Source organism: Candidatus Binataceae bacterium, assembly GCA_035508495.1.
GTDB lineage: Bacteria > Desulfobacterota > Binatia > Binatales > Binataceae > JASHPB01.
This window is the reverse complement of sequence record DATJMX010000019.1, coordinates 1-19,190: the sequence shown is the minus strand read 5'-3', so window position 1 is coordinate 19,190 and position 19,190 is coordinate 1. Positions and strand designations below refer to the sequence as shown.

Here is a 19,190-nt window from a genome sequence, read left to right as displayed (position 1 = left end):
GGCCCGCTGCCTCTACCGCACAAATTGTTACCGCGAGAACTATGCCACGCGGCTAGTGATTCTCAACTTTATTGCGCTTGCTCTTGAATGGTGCAACGAAAGCGCGCCCCGGATCGGGCAGCAGATTAAGAAATTTAATCTCCGCGAAATCGCCCGCGATCTGGATCGCGGAGAACGTTGCATTGTCGACGCGGATGCGCCGGAAGTGCTCGAGGCCGAGGCCCATGAAATGACAGAGCACGGTGCGAATGATGTCGCCGTGCGATACGAACAGCACGCGGCGGGCCGGGTTCGCCGCGATCGCGCGCAGCACGGCCGCCACGCCGCGCGTCTGCACCTGCGCGATGGTCTCGCCGCCGGGAGTGGGAGTGTCCAGGGTATGCTCGCGATAGGTGCGATACTCGGGGTCATCGACCAGCTCGTCGTAAACCATCCCTTCCCAGCGGCCGTATTGAACTTCGGAGAGATCCTCATCGAGCGCGATCTGCACGCCGTCGAGGCCGCTTGCGATGATCTCGGCGGATTGCTTTGCGCGATTGAGCGGACTGCTCACAATGATCTCGGGCGCGATCAGTTGCGCGAACGGGATCGAGGCTGCGACCTGGGCGCGGCCGTGCTCGTCGAGATTGATCTGATTGCGGCCCATCACGCGGCCCTCGCGATTCCACGCGGTCTCGCCGTGGCGCATGAAAAGCGCGGTCCCTCTCAAGCCCTTTCCCTCCCGAAGCCTTTGCGCGACATAAAACGGTCCGAGCGCCATCCGCAAGTTCCTCGCCGATGAATAATTCCAGAAAACACAAGGCGGACGCCATCGCTGCCGCCCGCCCACATTTCACGAGAAAGGCCAGTTTAAATCGCCGCCGCGTGCGAACGAACGGCCTATGCGACCCTTGATATCGGGTGCGTTCAGAAAGCGCAAATGGAAGGTGCCGTTCACGACGCCGCCGCCAACCAGTTCTCCCACCATATTCAGAGTCTCCCCTTCCACATCATTCGTCTCATCGATCAATCGACGCTCGCGACGCTCGAAAGATACCGCTCGGAACGATTCATCGATTGCACCATACGCACTACGCCAGGCGGATTGCCCCGTGCGAGTAAGTGGAGATGAGTGTATGAGCAAGATTGAAGGAGTTTGTCACTCGACGCCGGATGAAGGCTCAGGGGTCGGGGAAATCGAAATCAACTCCTTTCCAGCCCTTTGGACGCTGCGTTCGACGGTCTCGCATTCAAGCGATTCCACGCCAGCGCGAGAATGACACCAAACGCTACCAGCACGGCAATACCGAGAACCGCCAATTCGATCTCACTCGCCGGAATTGGTGCGGTTCGCCGATATTGTGAAGGTCTGACTAGTCCAGGCGCCGCCGCCAAACGAAACATAACTAGATATCTCCGATTCTGGTTGAAATGGAAAGAAATCGGCATCGGAGATCATCCCGCCGGGGACGGTAGAACTCTGGATAACTCTGATATCCGAATGGTCGCTTAAGGTTTAGCGATGGGCGTGAGTTGCATTTGCGTTAGAGGCACGGTCACCTTTCGCTCTTGGTCGTTCATGTCCCCAATAGTTAGGGTAAGTTTCATGTCAAACTCAGGCCCCATTCGAGTGTCGAGGAACTTTCCAATTGTGACGAAGTGGTTGAAGGACGCAAGATCATTCTTGTAAAGAGACGAATTGCCCACATTCGCGAATGCGTTTAAGCCGGATTGCTGGTATGCTCAAGAGTCGCCAACACGAGCATGACCTTACGACCGGCGCTTGTTACCGGCAAGCCAAGTTTGCATCAATGCCTCTGATAACGAATGCCCGTCGTTACCAACCTTGAATGCAGGCAGTCATTGCCCGTCTGCGGCTCGACCGACGCGCAAGCCGCTTGTGTCCATCGACTCCCACAGGTCGCAGTGATGTTCGGCGCGAAAATCTGATTCCATCCTGATCGCGCCCGGCGCGAGCGACAGCACCTGATGAGTAGTGTCGCTGTAGCGGTTCCATCGCGGCTGATGCCCATCGGGGTCTCCCGTAAGGATGAAGTCGATCCAGTACTGCATCATCGCGTCGGATAACCGTTGCTGCTCGGGCGTCGCCGATGCTCTCTGGCTGGCGCTTCCGAATACGTACGGGATTTCCGAGCCATGCGAGGCGCCGAGCGGAAATGGTGGATTCGGGAAAAGTCCCGGCGCATGCGGGTCGTTGAATTCATATTGAAACACTGGCACCTGCGTAGATAGTAACTCGGTCGCTCCTATTATCGGACAACTGAGTATTCTGTCGCCGAACACCGCCGCAAGGGCTTGCAGCGGAGTCGAGTATTTTGACGCCGGATACGCTTCCAGCGCTTGCGGCGCCTTGTCTCCCGACCAATGCCGCAATCCGGCTTCATACTGAGCGACGCTGAGCTGCTGGCCATAGGCCATGAACAGGGTGCCTTCGTCGTGATTGGAGCCGCTGATGACAGGTACCTTGTTGAACTTGCCCGCGCGCAGAGCGTCGCCCGGCTCAGTCGGCACCACGTGCCCATCGATCACCGGAGCCCAGACCGGTTCTGCCTGTCCGATCGGGCTCGCGGGGAGAGCTCTCATGACCTGATCGAGCGGCTGGTCGCGCAGGCATGCGAGGACATCGTAGGCGCCGCTGCATCCGAGCTTGCCGATGAATTCGTCGCTGTGCTTATCCTGCTCGGCGAGCGTGCGCGTTGAGGCGATCGGGCGCATTGAGATGAAGGGCCCGCTCTCCAGAATCGCGCGCTGAAATAATCCTGCAGCAAGCGGTGACACGATCTGCAAGCCCACGCTTTGGCCGCCCGCGGATTCGCCCGCGATAGTCACTCGCGACGGATCTCCGCCAAACGCCGCGATATTTTCCTTTACCCACTTGAACGCGACCTGCTGATCCATGATTCCGTAATTGCCGGAAGTATGATCGGGGCTCGTGCGCTCGATGCTGCGGCTCGCGAGAAATCCTAGCGGTCCAAGGCGATAATTGATCGTCACCACGATCAGATTGCCCTTTTGCGCGAGCATCGTGCCGTCGTAATCCGCCCCCGAACCCATAATGAACGAGCCGCCGTGTATCCAGACCATCACCGGCAGTCCACTGCCTGCCGGATTCGGCGTATAGACATTTAGATAGAGGCAGTCTTCCGATCCTTCAAGACGAGAGCCGGAAAAGCTCATTTGCGGACACGAACTGCCTGGCCGGGCTGCATCGAGGATTCCGGTCCAGTCCGCATGCGGTTGCGGCGGTTCCCATCGCAGCTTGCCAACCGGAGGCGCGGCGAACGGGATTCCCATGAATTTGCGCGTGTGTCCGTTAATCAAGCCGCGAACGGAGCCTGGCCGAGTTTTGACCACCACCACGCCAGAGGTCGCTGAATCGGCACCGGCGGCGAGGGGATGGGAAATGACAGCGAGTGCTGCCGAGCAGAGAATCGCGATCATCGTCACTGCTCGACGATATTTCACGATGGCGCGCCCTCGGTCCGCGCGGTTGCCATTGAGTTTAAATGTGTGCGCGATCCTTCCGAGTTATCTATTTCCATGTTCCACTGGAATGGAACCTTAGTGCTAATCACCACAGCGCCCAGCGTTTCGAGTGTGTATTCATCGATAGACTCATGCGGTCCAATCTTCAAACGAATAGGTGCCGAAACGGTGAAGTAGTTGAACTCGGGTCCTCCAGCAGCCCGCGCCGCAGTAAAGAAGGTTGAAAGAACGAAGAAGAAAAGCAACGTGGACAATAGAATCCTTTTCATGGGTTTTAAACTAAGATATCTATTTTAACTTAAATCCTTTAGCTGCAATCCTCTTCAAGAGCGCTATCCCGGTTGAAGTAGTTGGTAAGTCCGCTTCCCTTAGCACTACGGCCAAATCAACATCATCCGGTTCAATTTTTTTGTCAAAAAGCTTCCATCAACCCAAATTTCCGCCGGAATTTTTCTGACGTGAGCTCCTTAAATATTTCCTCCGCGAAGCAAATATCTCAGAACGACCCTTCGACAACGCGAACATCGGGTCGGTAACGCAAAGCTCACGCAATTCGTCCACTGTCTTTGGATGTCGTCCGACGCTCAACAGCGGTGGAAACGCCGTCTTATGCCCCCCGGCCAACGAAACTACGCCTTCCTGGCGTCTTGAGTCTGAACAGAATTTCGGGCGATGTCACGCCGCTTTTCGCGGCAAACACCTTTGCTCTGGTCTCGTTCGCGTTTAGGCGGCCGCCGAACGGACATGGTCCGATCGTAGCCGGACCTTTAGATGGCGGCGATGCGCACCAGAATTGACGACTTCTTCGATTGCGACGTCACAATTCATTTGCCGACGTGACGACGGATAGAGGGTCTTTGCCTTATTGAACGATCACGCGCGATATGAGTCTCGCCTAGAACGCGCGTGAACAGTCAATCGAGCGATCTTCTCGGCTGACAAATGACCGCCTTAGGTTGCGCGATAGAAAACTGAAAGCTAGCGCGCCGCCGCGCTTGCCGCCGCTCCTTCGGTTGCGTGAGCCGTGCCGTTTTGTGGGGTGCCGAGGCCGCAGAAGGCTTCGTAGTCGATGAGGCTGGTCTGGGTTGGATGCTCGCTGCATACGGGGCACTTCGGATCCTTGCGGATCTTCAGGATGCGCACGTAGTCGCGCTCCGACAGCGTGTCGAAGTAAACCATCTTGCCGATTAGCGGATGGCCTGCGCCGAGGAGGATCTTCATCGCTTCGAGCGCTTCGATCGAGCCGATCACCCCTGGCAGCGCGCCGAGCACCCCGGCCTCCGCGCAAGACGGGGCCATGTCAGGCGGCGCGGGCTCGGGATACAGGCATCGGTAGCAGGGGCCGCCCTTGTCGGGCCAGAAAACGGTGGCTTGACCCTCGAAACGGAAGATCGCGCCGTCGACCAGCGGCTTCTTCGCGAACACGCACGCATCGTTGATGAGGTAGCGCGTCGGGAAGTTGTCGCCGCAGTTCACGACCACGTCGTAGTCCTTGATGATGCCCATCACGTTCTCGGACGTGAGGCGCACATCGTGGCGCACGACCTTGATACCGGGGTTGAGCGCGTTGATCTGCTTCTGCGCCGATTCGGTCTTCAGCATCCCGACGCGATCGACGTTATGAACGATCTGGCGTTGGAGGTTGGAGAGATCGACGACATCGAAATCGACGAGGCCGATGGTCCCCACTCCCGCAGCGGCGAGATATAGCGATGAAGGGGAGCCGAGGGCGCCGGTGCCGAGCAGCAAGACCTTGGAATCGAGCAGTCTGGCCTGGCCCTTCTCGCCGACCTCGGGGATCACGAAATGGCGCGAGTAACGATTCAGCTCTTCGTTCGTGAACTGGCGATCCGCGACCCACGGCAGGCCGCGATCCTTCCACGCGTTGAAGCCGCCGGTCAGGTTGTAGAGATTCTCGTAGCCAAGTTCGCGCAGAGTGCGCGCCGCGAGCAGCGAGCGCGTTCCCGATGCGCACTGGACGATTACCGGCGTCTTGTGGTCAGGAATTTTTTCTTCGACGCGCAGCTCGAGGAATCCGCGCGAAATCGCGACCGCCTGGGGGATATGGCCCTGGCGCCATTCGTCGGGCTCGCGCACGTCGATCAGCACCGTGCCCGGCTTATCGAGCATCTTGCGCGCTTCGTCGATGTCGATCGCCTTAATATTGGCGCGCGCTTCGTCGATGATATTTTTCGATGTCTTTGCCATAAGCTTCACCGTCCCGCCCGCGGGCAGCGTTGGTTTCAATTCACAACTATAACCATGGCGCCCCAGCGGCGCATCAGGCGCGTTGTATCAGATCAGCCGCCGATCATTCGATGCGATTCGACCAGCGCGCGTATCAGGCTCAGCACCTGCGCCGCGTGACCGCGCGGCGTCACTTCCTGGAAGACGCGCCGCACGCGCAAATCCGTATCGAAGACGAAGGTCGAGCGCGCCGCGCGCGTTCCGCGCAGCACGCCGAATGCCTCGCAGAGCTGGCCGCCCTCATCGGACAGCAGCAGGTACGGAAACGCGTGCTTGGTCGCGAACGCGAGATGGCGGTCGACCGGATCGGTGCTCACGCCGATGATGTGCGTATCGAGCGCGCGGAATTCCTCGAAGTGATCGCGAAACTCCTTGCCCTCGACCGTGCATCCTGGCGTGTCATCTTTTGGATAGAAGAACACAACCAGGTTGTGACCGCGAAAATCGGCGAGCCGCCGCGTTACTCCGTTCTGGTCTTTCAGCTCCAGCTCGAGCGCGGCGGAGTAGTCGTGATTCTCGTCACCCCGCGGCATGAGCTTCTGCCTCGGCAAGCGCGCGGCGCTTGGTGAACTTGATCGCGGCGTTGTCGATATTGATCGAACACAGCGAGCCGCACATCGAGCAGACGTTGGAGCCGGCGGCCTCGCTCTCTTCCTTGTACGAGCGCGCCCTGTCGGGGTCCATCGCCATCGCGTACATGCCCTCCCAGTTGAGCGCCTTGCGGTAGCGCGACATCTGGTCGTTCCAGACCTTGGCCGCGCGCACGCCCTTCACAAGGTCGCCCGAGTGAGCCGCGATTCGCGTGGCGATAACGCCGTCGCGAACGTCGTTGATGTCCGGCAGGCGCAGATGCTCGGCCGGGGTGACGTAGCAGAGAAAATCGGTGCCCGCGGCCGATGCGATCGCGCCGCCGATCGCGCCGGTGATGTGGTCGTAGCCCGGTGCGACATCGCAGGTCAGCGGTCCCAGCACGTAGAACGGTGCCCCGCCGCATACGCGCTTTTCGAGCTTCACGTTCGCTTCGATCTGATCGAGCGGCACATGCCCCGGACCTTCGATCATCACCTGGACGCCCGCGGCGCGGGCGCGCTCGGTGAGTTCGCCGAGCACGAGCAGCTCCGCGATCTGGCCGCGATCGGTGGCGTCGCCCGTGGCGCCGGGACGCAGCCCGTCGCCGAGCGAGATCGTCACGTCATGCTCGCGCAGGATTTTGCAGACCTCGTCGTAATGTGAATAGAGCGGATTCTCCTGGCCGGTGCGCTCGATCCATGCCGCCAGAACCGCGCCGCCGCGCGATACGATGCCTTCGATGCGCTGATGGCCGCGCAGTTTGGCGACGCTGTCGCGCGTGACGCCGCAATGCAGCGTCATGTAGTCGACGCCCTGGCGCGCCTGGCGCTCGATGACTTCGAGGAAGTGCTCCGCGTCCATTTCCATGATCGAGCGCTCGGAGGCGAGCTGATAAATCGGCACGGTGCCGAGGATCACGGAGCAGCGCGAGAGAATCTCGACGCGAATCTTGTCGAGGTCGGTGCCGGTCGAGAGGTCCATCACCGAGTCGGCGCCGTAACGAACCGCCGTGTAGAGTTTTTCTACTTCTTCGCCGACGAGCTGATGGAAATTCGACGCGCCGATGTTGGCGTTGACCTTGGTGCGCAGCCGACGGCCGATGCCGATGGCGCGGAAGTCGTGATGAATATTGTGCGGGATGACGACTTCGCCGCTTGCGACCAGATCGCGAATCTCCTCGGGGCTGAGGCCTTCGTCCTCGGCAACTTCGAGCATCTGCTGGGTGATGACGCCCTTGCGGGCAGCTTCTATCTGGGTCATCTGGCAACCTCTGCGGGCCAAAGCCGGCCCGAAGTTCAAACTATAGCCTAGTCTTCGCCGTAGTCGATGCCGTTGCGAGCGCATAGCTCGCGCAACTCACGAATCATCCGCTCGGCGCGGGCGAGATGCGCGATCGCGATAAAAATCGCGAGCGCCACCAGGGTCAACGCACCCGTCGCCCAATACACGTGGCCCATCACATTGCCGCCGTGGATGACGCCGACGCCCTTCGCATACGCGATAAACAGGACGACGAGCGACGCCAGGCACAGCCCAATGGTCACCCGCGTCATGAACGATTACTTTCCGTTGCGCGCCTGGTGGCGATCGATCGCGGGCATCTCGGTCAGCTCCGGCGCTTCGAGCATATGGCTTGGGCGGTCGCGCTCGGTGTAGGTCTTGAGCTCGGGGCGAAGCGGATTGTAAACCTGCGCGTCCTGTTCCTTGTACCAGGCCTGGAGCTCGTCCATGTTGCCCTCGCGGCCTTTGTCGGCGAGGACGTGCGACCGATGCATGAGGGTTTCCTTGGTCTCGACGAAGTCCTTGCGATCGAATCCCCAGATGCGCGGATGCACGTAGGTGTCCATGCGGATCGCGTCGCAGGGGCAGGCCTCGACGCAGAGCCCGCAGTAGATGCATCGCAGGGTGTCGATCTCGTAGCGCAGCGGGTACTTCTCGACGTGCGGATCGGGCGCCTCGCCCGCTTCGATATAGATGCACTGCGCGGGGCACGCCGTCGCGCAGAGAAAGCACGCGGTGCATCGCACGGAGCTGTCGGGGCGCAGGGTCAGGCGATGGCTGCCGCGATAGGTATCGGGATAATGCTTGCGCTCTTCGGGATACTGGACGGTGGTAGTCGCCCTTCTGCTCTTGGCGAGGCCGAACATATGCGCGGTATGGAGCATGAGGTTGCGGGCGAAGTGGTAGTTGGTGATCGCAAGACCCTTGAGAATCTCCGGCAGGTAGAGCCGTTCCCAGAAGGTCATTTCTTCACGTCGTTTCATCTGACAACCAGCGCAAGAGTTCGGTCGGAGCAAGAGGCCCGGAAATCAAGGCAAGGGGCCCATCTGCCGCCACTATACGGAGCCCCTCAAATTGCAGTCAAGGAACTCATCGCCCGGTCAGAAATCAGGCGAGCGTGAGGTCCCGATGCGGCGCCCACTGGCGCTAACTTCGAGTGACGTCATGACCAAGAAAAAGCCGCGCCCTTGCGGGGCGCGGCTTTCACATTAGCTATCATCGCTCGGCTAGGCGGCGACTTTGGTCGTGCCCTGCATCGCCGGCAGCTCCGGATTGCAGATGTATCTGATCTTCGGCAGCGTCACGTCGGCGACCGCGTAGCACGCCGAGATCGGATTCGCGAGCCTTAGGCACGCTCCGACGTGGAACGCGTCCATATCGAGCAGGCCCACGCGTGGCTTGCCGCGCTCGGCCCTGCTGAAAGCGTACTCAGGATCGACCTGCACCAGCACGAGCTGGTCGTCCTGCTTATTGCGTGCGAGATGCATGCTCGCGATGTACTGGATGTCGCCGCCCGAGATCGCGTCGCGATCGAGCAGTTCACATTCGAGCACCGGCTTGCCACCGAGACTGGCCTTGCCGACGATTCGATCGTGACGCAAATCGAGCTTGACGTCGCCGACCTGCGTCGGATATCCCCAGCGGCTCGCGAGCGCCTTCGCCGCTTCTTCGTTGTTGCAGATACTCGACAGCACGAAGCTGCGCGGACGCACGCCGGTGCGGCCAGCGACGCGAACCTCGGCGACCGCGAACGGACCGCAGGGGCTCTCCGGATACGATACGAAGTTGAACACCGCGTAAGCCGGAATCGACGGATGCATCGTCTTGGGGATCAACGCATCCGCCGGGTCGTCGTCGATCTCGATATGCAGCTCGAGGATGTGCGCGCCCTTGAGCGTCAGTGCGTCAGTCTTGTAGCCGTCGATCACGCTGGCGAACTTCGCCCACTTATTCAAATCCAACGATCCAAACCGCGGTGGCATCAACGACCTCCCGCGGCCGCCGAGGCGGCATCGCTCGACTGAAAGTGCGGCATGACTTCCTTGGCGAACAGGCGCAGGCTCGCGAGCACCTTTTCCTGCGGCACGGTCTCGAGCGCATTCAACAGGAAGTTAACGCGATCGACGCCGACCGCCTCCCACTTCTTGAGCTCGCGCGTGATACGCGCCGGGTTGCCCATCGCGATTCCTTCGGGCGCGCCCGACTCGTCACCGGGGCTCGACACGTCGCGCCGCAGCGAGGGCAGCAATCCAAGCGACGGATACGACTTGGTCGGATAAGCCTCGCGCGCGGCGAGCAGCTGCGCGGCGAGATAGTTGAAAACGCCGGTCATGCGCTTGCCGACCTTCACCCCTTCGGCATCGTCCTCGTGGCAATACAGGAAGTTAACCGTCGATACCGATTCGTTGACGAACGAGCCGACCGGCTCGCAGCTCTTGATAATTTTGCGATAGCGCTTGACCTTCTCTTCCTGCTCGGCGAATCCGCCGAAGGTCAGGCCGAGGCTGCCCATCCCCCGCTCGGCAGCATCGATTTCGGTGCCCGGGCTGGTGACCGCAACCCACATCGGCGGATGCGGCTTCTGATAGGGCTTCGGCACGATGGTGCGCGTCGGCATCGACCACGAGCGGCCCTGGTAGGAGAAGCGCTCCTGCGTCCACATCTTGGGCAGACAGTGCACGAACTCGTCCCAGGTTTTCTTGGTCTCGTCGGGATTGGCGCGGAAGCCTCCGAGCTCGGTCCAGGTCGCGGAGCGTCCGGTGCCGACCTCGAGGCGGCCGTGCGACAGGATGTCGAGCACGGCGGTGCGCTCTGCAATTTTGATCGGATGATTGAACTCCGGCACGCAGACCACGATTCCATGCCCGACGCGCATCTTCTTGGTGCGCATCGCGCAGGCGGTCAGGAACAGCTCGGGCGCGGAGCAGTGCGAATACTCTTCGAGAAAGTGATGCTCGACGGCCCAGACTTGATCGAAGCCGAGCTCGTCCGCCAATGCGACCTGCTCGAGGCAGTTGTCATAGACGGTGCGCTCGGTCTCCGGTCCCCACGGCCGCGGCACTGAGATCTCATAGAAAATGCCAAATTTCATGGGGATTCACCTCCGTTGGATGGCGCTCCAACTAACCGCTCGTTTAGCGCATCCAGCGTCCAAACGAAAGCCCCGAGCCTCGGAGCGGACACATCGCAAGGCTCATGCTGCAAGGCTCATGCTGAAACAGTGGAAAAGGGTGGGTAAACCGCGCTATGCATGCTTCGGCCAATTAAAGGCGAAAGTTGGCCCACCGGTCTCGCGATACGCCACAAATTGAAAGGACGGTTCAGATGGTCACGTTGACGCGATTTGGGATCGCCGCAATGTCGGCAGTCTTGATGTTCGCTCTCGCTGGCATTGCGTCGGCGACGGACTACGAAGTCAATACGGTCTCGGATACGACGAGTAGCGGGCACTGCACCCTGCGCGACGCGATCAATGCGTCGCAAGGCAACCCCTCACCCGGAGCATCCTGTGCTACACGGGGCGGCGACAACAACACGATCAAATTCTCGCCGTCGGTCGCGGGTCAGACGATCGTGCTCACGAGCGAGCTGCCCAGACTTGTGAATGGCACGCTCACGATCGAAGGTCCGACTCCAAATGGCATCAACGTGAGTGCCAGCAGTATTCCGGCGGATATGCTCGAGGCTGTTTCGCTGACGCTCCCCGCACGGTTCAAAGGCTTGACGCTCAGCAACATTGGATTTTCTGGAGGCCCGGCAAACGCCCTGTTCGCGCTTTCCGTTGATCCCCTCCATGTAACGATCAGCAACTGCAGTTTTACCAACTTTGGCGGTTCGGTAATTGCGGGTACCAATACCGTCATTGCGATAACGAACTCGACATTCACTGGAAATGGCAATCTGAACTCCGCTGTTGTCGATTCGAGGTCTCTTACGATCGGGCCGCCGGGGCCGCCAATCTCGCAGACTACGATCGACCAGGGCAACTTCGTCAACAACAAAGGTGTCGCGGTGAATGAGAACGGGAGTGCGCTCACGATCAAGAACAGCACATTCACCGGCAATAAAGTGGCAGTTCAAGGCGGTGCTATCGGAGCCACGACGATCACTGACTCACTGTTCGGCAATAATCAGCAAGTCGCATTCAACCACAGTCGCGGCGCCGGGCAAGTGAGTAATTGTACGTTCTCCGGCAATGGTAATGCGATCTTTAATTTCGGAACAGTGACTACTAACATCGTTGGCAGCACCTTCACCGCTAACAGCGGTCCCGCGATCGTCAATGATGGAAGTTCCGGTGGCGACGCCGAGGTGACCATCCTTAACAGCACGTTTTCTGGAAACGGCCTGAGCGCTTCAAATGGTGGAGCATTCTCGAATACCAACGGGATCGTGGACGCTGCCTTCAGCACATTCGCGAATAATGGCGCGCATACATTTTATACTTACAATAACCAGGCACAGTTCACCGCCACGATCCTCCGCGGCAACATCGTATCCGGCGGGGTGAGTTGCTATGTCCCGTTTCCGCCCAGCCGCTACAACGATCAGGGCTATAATATCTATAGCGACGCGTCGTGTCCGATGGGGCCTGGCAGCGTTAGCAATACCGATCCCGGACTGGATCCGACCGGGCTTGGAAACCATGGCGGACCGACGCTCACGATCGCGCTCAGCGCCTCGAGCGCGGCGGCTGAGTTCGTACCCGCCAACCAATGCTTGGCGCAGACGTCCACTCCGATTCCGATTCGCGTAACCACTGATCAGCGCGGCTACGGCCGCCCCGCCCCGATTCATCCCAAATCCTGTTCGGCGGGCGCTTTCGAATACGGCGCCGTCGCGCCGCCGCCCGGCTCGAGCGGCGGCATTTTCCCGCTCCTGCTGCTCGGAAAGAAGATACTTTTCTAATCAGCATCGCGTAAAAGCTCGCGCCTGCCGCTCTATCGGCAGGCGCGAGGTTTTCTGTCCCACGATCGAAGTCCGTCCGGGACTTGTTGGCGCAATCCGTTCTTAATCCGAATTTCAACATTCAGATCTCTTCATGTAACTTGACATATGTTGATTAGCGGGATATTTCGGAAAGTGCATCGCCACTTCGAGCGAGGAGCAGTTTCATGAGTGATTCAGCGAACCCGAACCAGATTGCGGGGCGTCACGAGCTTGTCGACGTCGCCGAGCCCAACCTTTTGCGCGACGTTTTTCCTTACGACGCGGTGCCTAAGATCGTTTTCGACGGCGTCGTCGAGCAGCCCGACCCGGCGCCCGAGTTTCTTATCACCGACACCACCTTTCGCGACGGCCAACAGGCGCGGCCGCCTTATTCCGTCGAGCAAATCGTGGCGATGTACGCGATGCTGCATCGGCTCGGCGGCCCGCGCGGCATCATCCGGCAATCGGAGTTCTTTCTCTATTCCAACGTCGATCGCGAGGCGGTGCGGCGATGCCAGGAGCTGGGCTTCGAGTTCCCCGAAGTCACGGGATGGATTCGCGCGGTCAAGGCCGACTTCAAGCTCGTGAAAGAAATGGGCCTGGCCGAGACCGGAATCCTGACTTCGGCTTCCGACTATCACATCTTCCTGAAGCTCAAGCGCACGCGGCGCCAGGCGCTCGAGGATTACCTCGGTATTGTGCAGGCCGCGCTCGACGCCGGGATTCGCATTCGCTGCCATCTCGAGGATGCGACGCGGGCTGACTTTTACGGCTTCGTCGTGCCGTTCGTGTCGAAGCTGATGGAGCTCAGCGCGGCGAGCAAAATTCCGATCAAGATTCGCGTCTGCGATACGCTCGGCTTCGGCGTGCCGTATCCTGGCGTCGCGATTCCGCGCAGCGTGCCGAAGCTGATTCTCGGGCTCAGGCGCGAATGCGGCGTGCCGCCGGAGTGCCTCGAATGGCACGGGCACAACGATTTTCACAAGGTGCTCGCCAACGCGACGGCGGCGTGGCTTTACGGATGCACGTACGCCAACGGCACACTGCTCGGTTATGGCGAGCGCACCGGCAATCCTCCGCTCGAAGGACTCGTGATGGATTACGTGTCGCTCAAGGGCGACCCGAACGGAATGGATCTGTCGGTCATCAGCGAGATCGCCGAGTACTTCGAGAATCAAATCGGCTACCGAATTCCCGCGAATTATCCGTTCGTGGGACGCGATTTCAACGTGACGCGCGCCGGTATTCACGCCGACGGTCTGCTCAAGGACGAGGAAATCTACAACGTGTTCGATACGGCTAAGATCCTGCGCCGTCCGCCGCGCGTAGCGGTCGACAAAACGTCAGGCACGGCTGGAATCGCATGGTGGATCAACTCGTTCCTGGGACTTGGACGCGATCGCCAGGTCGATAAGAAATCCGCCGAGGTGCTGAAGATCGCCGAGTGGGTCGATGCGCAATACGCTGACGGACGCACTACCTCGATCTCTGACGAGGAGATGATGGAACAGGTGCGGCGTAATCTGCCGGCCCTTGCGAATCGCGGAGTAGATCAGTCGTCGGCGGCTGCGAGGTGAAGATCGCGGCCGGGCCGCTCACTGCCGAATGATACGACCACTGCGGCGCCGATCATGACCGTGGCGCCGACAAGCGCAAGCGCGACTGAGTAGCCGATGCGCTCCGCGAGCAGCGCCTCGACGAACGCGGCGTTGGCGGCGAGCAGCACGCCCATCTGGTAGGCGAGGCCCGAGAAGAGGCCGCGCACCTCCGGGGGCGACATCTCCGTCAGATGCGCCGGAATTACGCCCCATGCGCCCTGCACCATGAACTGCATAATGAAGGCGCCGAGCGTCAGCATCGCGAGCGACTTGGGGAAAATCCAGAACGGCACGATCAGCGCGCCGCCGATGACGGCCGTCATCATTGCGCGCTTGCGTCCGATTCGATCTGACAGGTAGCCGAACACGAGGCCGCCGATAATCGCGCCGATGTTGTAAATGATCGCCATCTTCGCGATGCCATGCGTGTCGAGTCCGCGCTGAATTTTGAGAAACGTCGGGTAGATGTCCTGGGTGCCGTGCGAGACGAGGTTCATCATCGTCATCAGCACGATCATGTAAAGGAAAAGCTTCAGATTGGAGCCGATCGCCGACTTGATCTGCTGCATGTCAGGGCGCGTGCGTTCCCACGCCTCCGACTCCGGCACTTTGGTGCGAATATAAATCGTCAGCAGCGCCGGAGCGCCGCCCAGAAAAAACATCGCCCGCCATCCGAAGTGCGGAAAGACGAAATTGAACGCGGCCGCCGCGAGCAGGTATCCCGCCGCGTAGCCTTCCTGCAAAAGGCCCGAGAAGAATCCGCGCATCCGCGGCGACACCGCTTCCATCGCGAGCGATGCGCCAACGCCCCATTCGCCGCCCATCCCGATGCCGTACAGCGCGCGCAGAAACAGGAACCATCCGTAGCTCGGCGCGAGCCCGCTCAACACTTCGACGATTGAATAGAAGATGACGTCGACCATCAGCGGGATGCGGCGGCCGTAGCGATCCGCGACCCAACCGAAGATCAGCGCCCCGACCGGACGCATCGCGAGCGTCGCCGTGATCGTGAATGCGAGGTCAGGAATCGAGCGGTGAAAATCCTTTGCGACGCTCGGCAGCACGAAGACGAGAATGAAAAAGTCGAACGCATCGAGCATCCAGCCGAGAAAGCTCGCCAGCAGCGTATGCGCTGCTTCGTTGGAGGTGATTGTGCGCCTTGGCGCGGATGAGTTGGTCGGCGCGGCGGAGTCCATGGCGTGCAATGAATAGTCGATGCCGCCTCGTGAAAAAAGCATTCCTCAATGTATCTGTGGACTTCGCGGCGGCATCTCAATTGCAGAATCAATGAATGCATAGAACATCCGCAAGGAGATCAGTGCTATGAAATCAATCATTTCGATCACCGCTTCGGCGGCTTTTGTTCTCGGTCTCGCGCTTCCCGCGCTCGCAGGTCCGGTCGGTTTGGGACGCGCCCCAATAGCGAGTTCGTATCAGGCTCAGGAAGACCTCGCGATGCTGGCGAATGCTTCGGGCGAAGCCCAGGCCGCAGCGCAGGGCAGCAAGAATCATCTGCCGTTTGCCTATCGCAGCTACGACATCGACAAGCTGATCGCGAAGATTCAGAACGGCGAGCCGGTCACGCAGGCCCAGGTCGATCGAGCGTTACAGCCGATCGTTCTCAACTAACCGCTCCTCTGTCCGCCAGGGGCGAGGGTCTAATTTCATGGGCCCTCGCCCGCCCTCCCGCTTGAGTTGACGCTGCTTTCGGCGCGATAAATTTCCTGTGAAGTACGCGCTCTTCGCAGTGCTGGCGATCGGAGTCATCGGCGCACGAGCCGCGTGGGCACAGTACGACGACGATCAGAATCCCTACGCCGCCGACGCGCAGCAAATCGCACAAGTGCGTCAGGAGCATCTGGCGGAGTTGATGAAGATGCCGCACGTCCGCGGTGTCGCGACCGTAATCAACGATCGCGGCGAAGTGGTGCTCGCGGTTGAGGTGGACAGCCCCGATCACCTCGACGAAGTGAGCAGCAAAGTTCCATCCACGCTCGACGGCTTTCCGGTTGACGTTGAGGTACAACGCAACGCGGACCCACCTCCTCATCGTCATGCAGAGTCGCAACCGAATTAGTACTGTCGCGTGCGCACCGAAACAGAGAATTGCGCAGTATGGCGAAACAGCAAATGCGGCGGTGTGCCTGCGACTTTACACCACTATGCAGCGCCGTTAGTCTCGATCGCGTAATCGCTCGGACGCCGCCTTTCTCGAAGATCCAAGCTACTTTTCCGGCAGCGGGGTCTCCTGTTTGGACGCTTCCTGGCTGATGTTTGAAGGAGGACCTCGATGCCCACGAAATTGTACGTAGGCAATCTTGCCTACTCAGTTACGCAGCAGGATCTCGCCGATTTTTTTGCCCAGGCGGGTAAAGTCGAAAGCGCGGTCGTAGTGTCTGACAAGTTCTCCGGTCAGTCGCGCGGGTTTGGCTTTGTCGAGATGGCCGATCCAACCGAAGCGGCGGGAGCGATCGAGAAACTCAACGACCAAGATCTCAAGGGCCGCAAGATCAAGATCGACGAGGCGCGCAGCACCGGCGGTCCTCGCGGCGGCGGCGGTGGCGGCGATCGCAGACGCGGCGGTGGAGGGGGCTACGGCGGAGGTGAGCGCGGCGGCCGCGGCGGCGATCGTGGCGATCGCTGGTAAACAACTAGTCAACATTTCAGCTCTTTGACGATGGCGCGGGCGAGACCCGCGCCATTGCTGTTTTCACCGACTTTGTTTCCGCGCCGGAATCTGGAAAGGTGTCGCTCAAATTCGAGCGCCGTGAGGCTACGCCATGGAATTCGGGCTGAGTGAAGAACATCAGATGCTCAAGGATCTCGTTGCGCGCTTCGTGCGCGACGATCTGCTGCCGCTCGAGCCGGCAGTGCTCGTCCGCGAGGCGAACGGCGAAGGCGCCAAGCTGACGGACGAAGAGCGCGAACCGCTCGACGCCCGGTCGCGTGAGCTCGGGCTCTGGGGGCTCGATGCTCCCGCTGATGTCGGCGGATCCGATCTCCCTTCGACCGCGATGATCGGTGTCGAAGAAGAAATCGGCCGCACCGTGACGCCGTACGTGTTGCCGCCCGATTCGCCGAACCTGCGAATGCTGAGCGCGACCGTCAACGAGGATCAGCGCAAGCGCTATCTCGCGCCTTACGTCAGCGGCAGGACGATCTCGGCGATCGGAATCTCGGAGCCCGGCGCAGGCGCCGATCCCGCCGCGATGACGACGCGAGCGGTGAGGCAGGGCGACGAGTGGATCATCAACGGCCGCAAAATCTGGGTCAGCCGCGCAGCCGAAGCCGACTTTACGATCCTGATGGCGGTGACGGATCGCGTCGAAGGCTCACGCGGCGGAATCTCCGCGTTCCTTGTCGATAAGGGCACGCCGGGATTCAACGTGGTGCGGCGGATCCCGATGATTGGCGGCGCCTTCACCTACGAGATCGCGCTCGAGGATTGCCGCGTGCCGCATGCGAACCTGCTTGGCAAGCAGGGGCAGGGCTTCGCGCCGATGCAGCTGCGGCTATCGACGCGGCGCGTGCAGATGGCCTCGTGGTGCATTGGGCTTTCGCAGCGCTCGCTCGAAATGATGCTCGAGTACGCGCCGCAGCGCCGCACCTTCGGCGCGCCACTCTCGGAGCGCCAGGCGATCCAGTGGTGGATAGCAGACGCCGCGACGAAGATTCACGCTTGCCGGCTGATGACCTACGACGCCGCATGGAAGATCGATCAGGGCCGCGACGTGCGCAGCGAAATCTCGATGATCAAAGTCTTTGGCACCGAGATGGCGTGGGAAATCATCGATCATGCGATGCAGACCTTCGGTGCGATGGGCATGACCAAGGAACTGCCGCTGCAACTGATGGCGGGGATGGTGCGCAACATGCGGATCTATGACGGCCCGACCGAGGTTCATCGTTGGGTCGTGGCGCGCAACCTGCTGCGCCGCTGAGCGCGATCGCGCGCGGCGGCTGACTTACGCGGCGATGCCGCCGCTGCTATGCTGCTCTGCCGTGTTGAAAACATCTGGTGGTTCACAAGTACGCAGCGCCGTGCGCCGCTTTTGTCGCGCGGCTTTTCTTTCGTCTGTTCTTGCAATTGCCGTAGCGCCCGCACTCTCGAACGCGGCTGAAATCGGCACGCAGACGCTGCGCAATGTCGCCGGAATCGTCGCACACGAGGGCTCACGAACGGTGCAGGTCGGGACTGCGTTTTTCATCGCAGTGCCGAGCCAATCGGCGCCGGGACGATCGTTCGTTTACCTCGTGACTACCCATCACAATTTGCTCGACGAGAATGGCCACGCACGCTACGGCCTCAGGCTGAGCGTCGAGGACAAGCGCACCGGCGCGATGCGCGAAGAAGAATTGCCGCCCGAAAGCAAATGGATTCTCGATCCGCGTAACGCCAAGGCCGACGTCGCCGCGGTGCCGTTCAGTCCCGAAAACGCGAGCATTGCGCCGATTGCGTTGAGCTCGGTGATGGGCGCCGACGATCCTTACGCGCGGCCGGAAACCGGTGCGCAACTCTACTATCTCACCGCCGCGACCGTCGGTGTCACTAACAAACGCTTCGAGGCGCTGGCGCGCTTCGGCCATGTGTCGGTACCGCTTCCGGCGGAGACCGAAGTCATCGGCGCAGGCGTACAGGAACTTGCGCTGCTCGATGGCGGTACCGCGCCGGGATTTTCGAGCGGCGCTCCGGTCTTCGTCAGCGCAGGCCTACGCTTCGCCCTGTGGGGCATGATCGAGGCCAACTCCGCGGCGTCATCGGATCCGCTGTTCTCCGGCCTTGCCGGAGTGCTGCCGGCGCGCGTGATCGTCGAGACGGTGCGCACGATGGCATCGATCCAGGATAAGGCGCTCGGCGGCCCCGCCCCCGCGACCCCGCCTACGTCTCATTGATTCACGCCGTCAATCAGGGAGAATGGACACGGCGCAGGTGAATCTTGATTTCGCGTGCGCGGACGGATACCAAGGATAGTTCCGATCGCGCTCTGAGCGCTCCCCGGTAGCTCAGTCGGTAGAGCAGACGGCTGTTAACCGTCGGGTCGCTGGTTCGAATCCGGCCCGGGGAGCCAATTCTAAGTG

At 60.5% G+C, this 19,190-nt stretch carries 19 protein-coding genes and 1 tRNA gene; 8 read left to right on the top strand and 12 right to left on the bottom strand.

Features of this window, described 5'->3' with window-relative positions; all coding sequences use genetic code 11:
• Window positions 1-52: 52 nt before the first annotated feature.
• The 11 genes from VMA09_06045 to VMA09_05995 all read right to left on the bottom strand — a co-directional run bounded on the left by VMA09_06045 (window position 53) and on the right by VMA09_05995 (window position 10,675).
• Complete coding sequence (locus VMA09_06045) at window positions 53-709, bottom strand: histidine phosphatase family protein (GenBank protein ID HUA33147.1); 657 nt, start codon at window positions 707-709, stop codon at window positions 53-55.
• A gap of 123 nt (window positions 710-832) precedes the next feature.
• Window positions 833-1,009, bottom strand: coding sequence for a hypothetical protein (locus VMA09_06040; protein ID HUA33146.1), 177 nt, complete (start codon window positions 1,007-1,009; stop codon window positions 833-835).
• 830 nt (window positions 1,010-1,839) lie between these two features.
• Window positions 1,840-3,465 (bottom strand): carboxylesterase/lipase family protein, encoded by a 1,626-nt coding sequence (locus VMA09_06035; GenBank protein ID HUA33145.1) that lies wholly within the window; start codon window positions 3,463-3,465, stop codon window positions 1,840-1,842.
• The gene (locus VMA09_06030) at window positions 3,462-3,755 is read right to left on the bottom strand and encodes a hypothetical protein (GenBank protein ID HUA33144.1); all 294 of its coding nucleotides are present in this window, start codon (window positions 3,753-3,755) and stop codon (window positions 3,462-3,464) included. Before VMA09_06030 ends, VMA09_06035 begins: the two co-directional genes overlap by 4 nt.
• Before the next feature lie 709 nt (window positions 3,756-4,464).
• A complete protein-coding gene (gene moeB / locus VMA09_06025) occupies window positions 4,465-5,694 on the bottom strand; it encodes a molybdopterin-synthase adenylyltransferase MoeB (GenBank protein HUA33143.1) in 1,230 nt (409 codons plus the stop codon).
• 92 nt (window positions 5,695-5,786) lie between these two features.
• Entirely contained in the window at window positions 5,787-6,266 is a 480-nt protein-coding gene (locus tag VMA09_06020) for a peroxiredoxin (GenBank protein HUA33142.1), read from the bottom strand.
• Complete coding sequence (gene thiC, locus VMA09_06015; protein ID HUA33141.1) at window positions 6,253-7,563, bottom strand: phosphomethylpyrimidine synthase ThiC; 1,311 nt, start codon at window positions 7,561-7,563, stop codon at window positions 6,253-6,255. Before thiC ends, VMA09_06020 begins: the two co-directional genes overlap by 14 nt.
• Window positions 7,564-7,610: 47 nt before the next feature.
• Complete coding sequence (locus VMA09_06010) at window positions 7,611-7,856, bottom strand: hypothetical protein (protein ID HUA33140.1); 246 nt, start codon at window positions 7,854-7,856, stop codon at window positions 7,611-7,613.
• 6 nt (window positions 7,857-7,862) lie between these two features.
• Entirely contained in the window at window positions 7,863-8,567 is a 705-nt protein-coding gene (locus VMA09_06005; protein HUA33139.1) for an NADH-quinone oxidoreductase subunit I, read from the bottom strand.
• Between the two features lie 243 nt (window positions 8,568-8,810).
• Window positions 8,811-9,566 (bottom strand): acetoacetate decarboxylase family protein, encoded by a 756-nt coding sequence (locus VMA09_06000; GenBank protein HUA33138.1) that lies wholly within the window; start codon window positions 9,564-9,566, stop codon window positions 8,811-8,813.
• A complete protein-coding gene (locus tag VMA09_05995; GenBank protein HUA33137.1) occupies window positions 9,566-10,675 on the bottom strand; it encodes an LLM class flavin-dependent oxidoreductase in 1,110 nt (369 codons plus the stop codon). Before VMA09_05995 ends, VMA09_06000 begins: the two co-directional genes overlap by 1 nt.
• A 266-nt stretch (window positions 10,676-10,941) precedes the next feature.
• On the opposite strand from VMA09_05995, the gene VMA09_05990 reads away from it, so the two are divergent.
• Both VMA09_05990 and VMA09_05985 read left to right on the top strand, forming a co-directional pair.
• Window positions 10,942-12,492 carry a right-handed parallel beta-helix repeat-containing protein gene (locus VMA09_05990; GenBank protein HUA33136.1) on the top strand — a complete coding sequence of 517 codons (1,551 nt, stop codon included), beginning with the start codon at window positions 10,942-10,944 and terminating at the stop codon, window positions 12,490-12,492.
• A gap of 206 nt (window positions 12,493-12,698) precedes the next feature.
• Window positions 12,699-14,090, top strand: coding sequence for a hypothetical protein (locus tag VMA09_05985; GenBank protein ID HUA33135.1), 1,392 nt, complete (start codon window positions 12,699-12,701; stop codon window positions 14,088-14,090).
• Here the strand turns inward: VMA09_05985 and VMA09_05980 are convergent.
• Complete coding sequence (locus VMA09_05980; GenBank protein HUA33134.1) at window positions 14,066-15,307, bottom strand: MFS transporter; 1,242 nt, start codon at window positions 15,305-15,307, stop codon at window positions 14,066-14,068. The genes VMA09_05985 and VMA09_05980 overlap by 25 nt on opposite strands.
• A gap of 127 nt (window positions 15,308-15,434) precedes the next feature.
• Between VMA09_05980 and VMA09_05975 the strand changes: the two genes are divergently transcribed.
• The 6 genes from VMA09_05975 (at window position 15,435) to VMA09_05950 (ending at window position 19,180) form a co-directional block, all read left to right on the top strand.
• Window positions 15,435-15,740 carry a hypothetical protein gene (locus VMA09_05975; GenBank protein HUA33133.1) on the top strand — a complete coding sequence of 102 codons (306 nt, stop codon included), beginning with the start codon at window positions 15,435-15,437 and terminating at the stop codon, window positions 15,738-15,740.
• 97 nt (window positions 15,741-15,837) lie between these two features.
• Window positions 15,838-16,188: a hypothetical protein gene (locus tag VMA09_05970; protein ID HUA33132.1), complete on the top strand. Its 351-nt coding sequence runs from the start codon at window positions 15,838-15,840 to the stop codon at window positions 16,186-16,188.
• A 213-nt stretch (window positions 16,189-16,401) separates the two neighbouring features.
• Window positions 16,402-16,758 (top strand): hypothetical protein, encoded by a 357-nt coding sequence (locus VMA09_05965; protein ID HUA33131.1) that lies wholly within the window; start codon window positions 16,402-16,404, stop codon window positions 16,756-16,758.
• 133 nt (window positions 16,759-16,891) lie between these two features.
• On the top strand, window positions 16,892-18,052 hold the full coding sequence (locus VMA09_05960; protein HUA33130.1) for an acyl-CoA dehydrogenase: 1,161 nt from the start codon (window positions 16,892-16,894) through the stop codon (window positions 18,050-18,052).
• Window positions 18,053-18,113: 61 nt separating this feature from the next.
• The gene (locus VMA09_05955) at window positions 18,114-19,004 is read left to right on the top strand and encodes a hypothetical protein (protein ID HUA33129.1); all 891 of its coding nucleotides are present in this window, start codon (window positions 18,114-18,116) and stop codon (window positions 19,002-19,004) included.
• 100 nt (window positions 19,005-19,104) lie between these two features.
• Window positions 19,105-19,180, top strand: a tRNA-Asn gene (locus tag VMA09_05950).
• Window positions 19,181-19,190: the final 10 nt, after the last annotated feature.